This is a genomic window from Lysinibacillus sp. KCTC 33748, from assembly GCF_002237755.1.
Lineage (GTDB): Bacteria > Bacillota > Bacilli > Bacillales_A > Planococcaceae > Lysinibacillus.
On record NZ_MWSJ01000036.1, the window covers coordinates 20635 to 28080 of the forward strand.

The window sequence follows — 7446 nt, forward strand, 5'->3', positions numbered from 1 at the left end:
GACAAAATCCGAGAAAATTAATTTACTTTTGTTAAAATGTCTGAATATAACACCTGAATAAACTTCTTAATATTCACTTTTGCTTTACGATTTTCGTGATCTTCTATCTGAGTCATAAGCAGACGAATTTCTTTAAAGTCAAAGTATCGAGGTGCATAATATTCAAATTCCGAGTTTGTATAATCTACGACACCTAAATTGGCGAGATTGATCATCGCTGCTAATATAGTACGGCGCACACGCTGTTCAATGGCTTTACTTTCCTTCAAAATTTCATCTGGTGTAGCCTTTGTGACAGCTGCAATTTCCTCATAAAGCTCCTTTAATGGAGGTAGTGGTGCAATTTTGTGCTGATGGGCAAGCAATGTTTCGATAATAGCTATAATATCTTCACTTCCGATTTCACCAACGATACCCATATCATTTAAGATAGATTGAATATGATCGCGAGACGTCGCTTTTTGATTTATTTGTTCACTTAGATCAATATTTGTAAGTGATTGGCGAATTATAAGCAATGAGTTTTTTAGGCGAAATTGTTCAGTTGTTTTACGTAAAACATTTTCAACCTCAATGCGGTTTATTGGCTTATGAATAAAGAAATCTATACCTTGCTCATAGGCCTCACCTACCATCTCCTTATTCACTACCTGAGAAATCATGACAAATTGTCCCTCAAAACGATTTTGAATAAGTTGCTCGACTGTTGCTATTCCATCAAGCTTCGGCATAAGCAAATCAATCAGTACAAACTCTGGCTGTGTCATTAAAATTTGTGGAATAGCGTCCTCACCATTGCGTGCTTCACCAATTACTGTACCTAAACTACTATCTTCAATAATTTGTTTTAACATGACCCGACTTGCTCGGTCATCATCTACAATAAAATACCTCATTTAAGTCTCTCCTGTTTGAATAGTTTGCGTAGGAATTTTAATTTTAAACATCGTGTTTTGATTGTTTGATTCGACGGATATGGAGCCATTTAATTTATTTACTAATTCAACAACGTGTGAAAGCCCAATACCTGTTGCTGCGACACCATCTACATTGTATTTTGTAGTGTATCCAGGTTCAAAAATAATAGAGAGATTACTGTGTGGAATTCCCTTCCCATTATCACATACTGTGAATACAGTATCATCCTGTTGCTGCTGAATGGCAATAGAAATGATACCTTGATTCTCAATTGCTTCAATAGCATTAGCTGTTAAATTATTCAAAAGCGCAAGCAAAGGAATATGTTCTTTCGTTTGAAAATCGATATCAATATTTATTATAAACTCAATTTCTTTCTTTAAAAATTCTGCGTATTTACTGTTACCATCTTCGATAAAATGTAATAATTCTGATAATCTGAGTGAGTCAAAGCTCTTGTCACCAACAATTTTAGAAATACCTGCATAAATGCGTTGTGAATCCTTCTTTACTTCATGAATTTCCTGGGCAATATGGAGTGCCTGTAAACTTTCTGCACGATAGCCTAGCGATTTTAATTGTCGATATAAATCAAATCCACTAGCTGTAATTGCTTCTATATGGTTCATAGATTTTTTCAAATAAAGTGTCTCAACATATAAATCTGAGCCGATTGTAAGCATTTCCTGAACCCGTTTTTTTTGCTCAGCAATTAAAATGGAACTATAAATACCAACAACAAAAAAACTACGTAATAAAGCAACTGCTAAAAGTATAAGTAAATCAGGGAGGAGTAAAAAAGTATAAGAATTTATAATAAAGTGAAATAGTTGTTCCACTAAATTACTGAATACTTCACTAAATGCAACTAGTAATCCAAGCAATAGTGGTTTTTCTCTATATTGATGAATACTTAGAATCTGTAAGCATATTGCGAACGATATATAAAATGTAGCAGCAGGTAAATGTATTAGTAAACTATCGACTAATGGAACATCATGTAAAGAGTAATTAATGATAACACGGAAAATGGTTGTCACGATGCTTGTAGTAAACCCAGCCAAAATAATTGGTGTAGGTTTAAGTAAAGTGCATAAAAAGAAAATGATGCTTCCTAATCCGAAACGAAAAGTTGTATTCGAGAAAGGCATTATTTTAATTTCACTACCGACAGCAGTTAACAGTGCAATTGTGAAAATCCAAGTGAGGGAAGCACGATATATGTAAAATTTCGAATGCATAAAAAATCCTCCCAATATTAACAGAGCAGTATAGCAAAGAAAAGATATGCTAAAGAACTCGTTTGCTTGTTTGAAATAAAAGTAATTGTACCACTACTTTTGACGTTGTGTTGGCCAGAATGCGACTTTGAGATGAAAGGGGTATAGATTTTTAACTTCTTTCAGAGGGTGTCCAAACATCCGCTGAGATAGAGGAACTTGTTCTAAGAACGCCACGTCCTGTGACATTACCGAAATGACCGACATCTTGTCGGACCTAAGTACAGAGCCGATTGTGGACGCAATTATGCCGAGGCATAATGAATCAGTTATAAATCGTGATTTACAATAAAAAAATACCACACCCTAAGCGGAAGTGGCATCTAATAAGTGTTACATATAATTTTTAGGCAAAAAAAAACGGCTACATTCGTAGTCGGAATTTTAAAACTGGAGGAGGTAGAGGGATTCGAACCCCCGCGCGGTGTTACCCGCCTGTCGGTTTTCAAGACCGATCCCTTCAGCCAGACTTGGGTATACCTCCATGTTGTTCTGTTGCGTTGTCTCATCGACAAAAATAAATTTATCATATTTTAAAATTCTCGTCAACAGTTTTTTTAAACTTATTTCAGCGGGTGTTTGGACACCCGCTGAAATAGAGGAACTCTGTCTAAGAACGCCACGTCCTGTGGCATTACCGAAATGACCGACATCGTGTCGGCTCTAAGCACAAAGCCGATTCCGGACGCAATTATGCTGAGGCATAATTGATTAATAATTTCTTTTTTACAGTACTGATAGAATATTCCACACAAATATTATGCGTATTAAGTTGCAATTTATGAAAACAGTCAGTATACTAGTTATTGCCGTGCTAGGTGGGAAGGTAGCGGTGTCCTGTAACTCGCAATCCGCTCTAGCGAGACTGAATTCCTTTTTCGAGGCTGTCCGTATTGTTTGGTCTGCCTTTTGCACGTAGTGTTGACGATTGGGTCCTGCGCAATGGATACCCATGAACCATGTCAGGTCCGGAAGGAAGCAGCATTAAGTGGTCTTATTCATGTGCCGCGGGGTTGCCTAATCTGAGCTAACGACAAGAGTAACGCTTATGTGCGGCTGTCGAAGAAAGGTGCACGGCATTAAATTGCCAATTCAAACGCATCCGTCCAAAAGGCGGATGCGTTTTTTTATTATTTTACAAATTGTACAAGGCGACGGGTAGGATAGGTACATAAGAGATACATCAACCTCCCTTATAAGTAGAGCTGGTGAAAAACAATCGTCCTGGATTTTTAGAAAAACGATGACACTATTTTATAAATAATGAAGCAAATGCTATAATAGAACTATTCTATATAATGAAGAAGAGGAGAGGAAATCATTGACGTATCAAGCATTTTATCGTGTGTACCGACCCCAATCATTTCGAGAAATGTCTGGTCAAGCACATGTCAAAAGAACGCTACAAAATGCTCTCCTAGCGAATAAAACAACGCATGCTTATTTATTTTCTGGCCCACGTGGTACCGGGAAAACAAGTACAGCTAAAATTTTTGCGAAGGCTTTAAACTGTGAGCAGGCACCATCAAATGAGCCTTGTAATGAATGTGCTACTTGTTTAAGTATTACAGATGGTTCTCATCCAGATGTTATTGAATTTGACGCTGCGTCTAATTCACGCGTTGAAGAAATACGTGACATCATTGAGAAAGTACGATTTGCTCCTGCTAGTAGCAGATATAAAGTGTATATCATTGATGAAGTGCATATGCTTTCTACCAGTGCTTTCAATGCACTTTTAAAGACATTAGAAGAACCACCTTCTCATGCTGTATTTATTTTAGCGACGACAGAGCCCCATAAATTGCCTGCAACGATTATTTCGCGTTGTCAACGCTTTGACTTTAAGCGTCTTTCAACCAATGATATTATCGAGCGCATGAAAGTTGTATTAGAGGATATTGAGTTACCATTTGAGGAGCAAGGTTTAAAGGTAATCGCACAATCAGCAGCTGGTGGTATGCGTGATGCTTTAAGTTTATTAGATCAGGTTGTATCCTTCAGCGGGGAAAAGTTGAAGCTAGAGGACACATTGCTTGTTACAGGTTCTATTAGTCAGGAAGTTTTCTATGAATTAGCAGAAGCTCTAAAAGTAAAAGATGTCGCACGAATGCTTGCTTTATTAGAGCAGCTTATTGCAGATGGGAAAGACCCTCTTCGCCTTTCAGAGGACCTGATTACATTTTTCCGTGATTTATTATTACTGCAGACAAGTGAGGATTTGGCTGAATTATTAGAGTTAGTATCACCGGAGGAGCGAGTATTTACATTAGCGTATGATTTTGCACCCGATTTGTTATATGGTTACATTGATATTTTAGCAAAAACACAGCAGGAAATGAGGTTCTCCCACCATACAAAGATTTACTTGGAAACAGCGTTACTTAAAATGGTGCAATTTTCGGGAGGGGCAGTTGGCCAAACTACTACTTCAGGTGAGGTAGCTATGAGCCCAGAGCTCGCTCAAAAAATTGTGGCACTTGAGCAGATGGTGCAACAACTATCAGCCCAATTGCAAGCGGGTGCTTCTGTGCAAGTAACCCAAATGCCAAAAGAGCAACGTCCACGAGCTAAAAATCCAAATGGCTATAAAGCACCAACAGGACGTATTCAAGAGGTGCTGAAGGATGCTACAAAGCAAGATGTGCAACGTATCAAATCAGTTTGGGCGCAGGCATTAAACCAAATGCAAAAATCTCAATCAGCTCTTTTAGCAGAGGCTGAACCTGTTGCGGCATCTTCAAGTGCTTTTGTGTTAAAATTCAAGTATGATATTCATTGTCAAATGGTTGCTGATAATCAAGCTCTAAAAGCTCAATTCACACAATTAATTGCAGGGCAAACAGGTACTATGTATGAAATGCTTTGTACACCGGATGAGGCCTGGTTAAAATTACGTGAAGAGTTTATTCGTGATCATGGCTTACAGCAGCAGAAAAAGTCTCAGGATGAGAACGATCCTGAAGTAGAGTTATTAGAGCCGCCACCGGCAGAAATGCCAGATGGGCCGTTTATCGACGATGCTCAACCGCTTGCTTCACAAGATCCACTTGTGACGGAAGCGGAAAAGCTGTTTGGTAAAGATTTTGTTGAAATTGTTGAAGACTAATCATTTAGGAGGAATATGTTTATGCGTGGAATGGGAAATATGCAAGGTATGATGAAAAAAATGCAAAAAATGCAAAAAGAAATGATGGAGGCTCAAGAGGCTTTAAACGCAGAGCAATTTGAAGGCGCTGCTGGTGGCGGTATGGTGAAAGTATCTGTAACTGGTCAACGTGAAGTCGTAGAAGTAAATCTTGATCCATCAGTAGTAGATCCAGATGATATCGAAATGCTACAAGATTTAATCGTTATTGCTACAAATGAAGCATTGAAAAAAGTAGATGAAAAAACAAATGCAACAATGGGTAAATTCACTCAGGGCATGAACCTTCCGTTCTAGGAGGTAAATAAATGTACTACCCAGAACCAATATCGAAACTGATTGATAGCTTTATGAAATTGCCAGGTATCGGGCCGAAAACCGCGGCCCGTCTGGCGTTTTTTGTATTAACAATGAAAGAGGATGACGTTTTATCCTTTTCGAAGGCATTGATTGATGCTAAACGAAATTTAAGCTACTGCTCTGTATGTGGCAATATAACCGATGTAGATCCATGCCATATTTGTACCGACAAACAACGAAATCATTCTATTATTTGTGTTGTTCAAGATACAAAAGATGTGATTGCAATGGAGAAAATGCGTGATTTCAATGGTATGTACCATGTATTACAGGGAGCTATTTCACCTATGGATGGTGTTGGTCCAGAGGATATTAATGTCGCTTCCCTGCTGGTTCGTTTGCAAGATGAGACTGTGCAGGAACTTATTTTAGCCACAAATTCAACTATTGAAGGCGAGGCAACAGCTATGTATATTTCTCGTCTAGTGAAGCCATCTGGTATTCGAACAACGCGAATCGCTCATGGTCTACCAGTAGGTGGAGATTTAGAATATGCAGATGAAGTAACGTTATCGAAGGCAATGGAAGGTCGCCGAGAATTGTGAGTGAGGGATTAATATGTTCTTCCGCAGTAAGGGAAAATTAAAAAAAGAATTCGATGACAAGCTTGTGAGTCTTATAAAAGAAACAAAAGAGGATTTACAGCAAGCGAAGATAATTGAAGAACTAATAGATGATTATGATTTAGAAGCAATTGCTCAACGAAAAGTAGCGGAGAGTATCCATTTTTATTTATTCAAGGAAGCTAGAATTCGGAAAGTATTAATTAAATAATAGTTTTTTAAACGTATTTCAGCGGGTGTCCAAACATCCGCTGAAATGCGTTAATGGGCACAGAACTGGAAAGGTATTCACTGACATGTATCGGTAAATGTTTTCTGTAGCGAAAGCAAAGAGACAGCTACAATTATTCCGAGGCATAATTGATATTCATAGAAGCAAAATAGGAAACATAAACTTTCATAATTATATTTAAGGGGGAAACCATATGTCGTGGTTAGTAATTATGAGTATTGGTGTGCCTATAGTGCTTCTTTTTCTTTATATAATAATAAGACATGCCAAGATGGGTAAAATATTAGAAGGAATGTCGGTGTTTTGGTTTAGATTTGCTTTTGCCTTTCTACTATTATTTATTATTCACTTAGGTATAGGATATGCAGGCTATGAAGTGCCAATTAATCTATTCTCAGTGTTCACCATTGCAATATTAGGTATTCCGGGTGTACTAGGAGTAACTGCGTTAATCTTTTTTTTATAAAACACTTGCAAAGAAAAAATATTGTGGTACAGTAATAAGAGTCGTTAAGATAACGGTTGTTAAACAAATGAATTTTAAACAAAATAATTTAGTTGTTGACACCGAGTTCGAGACGTGATATTATATAAAAGTTGCTGTTGAAGAAATGGCGACGAAATATGAACCTTGAAAACTGAACAAGCAAAACGTAATCAATAAAGTTTTCAGTAGCTAACCTTGAGTTAGTGAACGAAACAAAATTTTGGACATCAAACATGATGCCAGCAAAACAATTTGAGCTAATCAAATTTCTTTTATGGAGAGTTTGATCCTGGCTCAGGACGAACGCTGGCGGCGTGCCTAATACATGCAAGTCGAGCGAACAGAGAAGGAGCTTGCTCCTTTGACGTTAGCGGCGGACGGGTGAGTAACACGTGGGCAACCTACCTTATAGTTTGGGATAACTCCGGGAAACCGGGGCTAATACCGAATAATCTATT

Annotated in this window: 7 protein-coding genes, 1 tRNA gene, 1 rRNA gene and 1 other RNA gene; 7 read left to right on the forward strand and 3 right to left on the reverse strand. The window is 37.8% G+C overall.

The features are described from left to right. Window positions 1-17: 17 nt before the first annotated feature. From B1B04_RS24295 to B1B04_RS24305, 3 genes are all read right to left on the reverse strand, one after another. The gene (locus B1B04_RS24295) at window positions 18-896 is read right to left on the reverse strand and encodes a response regulator (RefSeq protein WP_079564078.1); all 879 of its coding nucleotides are present in this window, start codon (window positions 894-896) and stop codon (window positions 18-20) included. Continuing rightward, a complete protein-coding gene (locus B1B04_RS24300) occupies window positions 897-2159 on the reverse strand; it encodes an ATP-binding protein (protein ID WP_079564081.1) in 1263 nt (420 codons plus the stop codon). It lies immediately after the preceding gene. A gap of 430 nt (window positions 2160-2589) precedes the next feature. After that, window positions 2590-2682, reverse strand: a tRNA-Ser gene (locus tag B1B04_RS24305). Window positions 2683-3007: 325 nt separating this feature from the next. Between B1B04_RS24305 and ffs the strand changes: the two genes are divergently transcribed. The 7 genes from ffs to B1B04_RS24340 all read left to right on the forward strand — a co-directional run. Then, window positions 3008-3275, forward strand: an RNA gene (gene ffs / locus B1B04_RS24310) — signal recognition particle sRNA large type. A 244-nt stretch (window positions 3276-3519) separates the two neighbouring features. Next, complete coding sequence (gene dnaX, locus B1B04_RS24315) at window positions 3520-5307, forward strand: DNA polymerase III subunit gamma/tau (RefSeq protein WP_079564084.1); 1788 nt, start codon at window positions 3520-3522, stop codon at window positions 5305-5307. A gap of 21 nt (window positions 5308-5328) precedes the next feature. Then, window positions 5329-5643 carry a YbaB/EbfC family nucleoid-associated protein gene (locus B1B04_RS24320; RefSeq protein ID WP_079564086.1) on the forward strand — a complete coding sequence of 105 codons (315 nt, stop codon included), beginning with the start codon at window positions 5329-5331 and terminating at the stop codon, window positions 5641-5643. Between the two features lie 11 nt (window positions 5644-5654). Continuing rightward, complete coding sequence (gene recR / locus B1B04_RS24325; protein WP_079564088.1) at window positions 5655-6251, forward strand: recombination mediator RecR; 597 nt, start codon at window positions 5655-5657, stop codon at window positions 6249-6251. A gap of 13 nt (window positions 6252-6264) precedes the next feature. Then, window positions 6265-6480, forward strand: a complete 216-nt coding sequence (locus tag B1B04_RS24330) for a YaaL family protein (RefSeq protein ID WP_079564090.1) — start codon at window positions 6265-6267, stop codon at window positions 6478-6480. A 214-nt stretch (window positions 6481-6694) separates the two neighbouring features. Continuing rightward, complete coding sequence (locus tag B1B04_RS24335; protein WP_079564092.1) at window positions 6695-6967, forward strand: pro-sigmaK processing inhibitor BofA family protein; 273 nt, start codon at window positions 6695-6697, stop codon at window positions 6965-6967. Window positions 6968-7259: 292 nt separating this feature from the next. Beyond that, a 16S ribosomal RNA gene (locus B1B04_RS24340) occupies window positions 7260-7446 on the forward strand; the annotation flags it as partial.

Excerpts from the sequence above, each read along its gene's own strand:
- B1B04_RS24320 (WP_079564086.1), top strand. The coding sequence starts at position 5,329 with ATGCGTGGAATGGGAAATATGCAAGGTATGATGAAAAAAATGCAAAAA.
- B1B04_RS24335 (WP_079564092.1), top strand. The coding sequence starts at position 6,695 with ATGTCGTGGTTAGTAATTATGAGTATTGGTGTGCCTATAGTGCTTCTT.
- recR (WP_079564088.1), top strand. The coding sequence starts at position 5,655 with ATGTACTACCCAGAACCAATATCGAAACTGATTGATAGCTTTATGAAA.
- B1B04_RS24295 (WP_079564078.1), bottom strand. The coding sequence starts at position 896 with ATGAGGTATTTTATTGTAGATGATGACCGAGCAAGTCGGGTCATGTTA.
- B1B04_RS24300 (WP_079564081.1), bottom strand. The coding sequence starts at position 2,159 with ATGCATTCGAAATTTTACATATATCGTGCTTCCCTCACTTGGATTTTC.
- B1B04_RS24330 (WP_079564090.1), top strand. The coding sequence starts at position 6,265 with ATGTTCTTCCGCAGTAAGGGAAAATTAAAAAAAGAATTCGATGACAAG.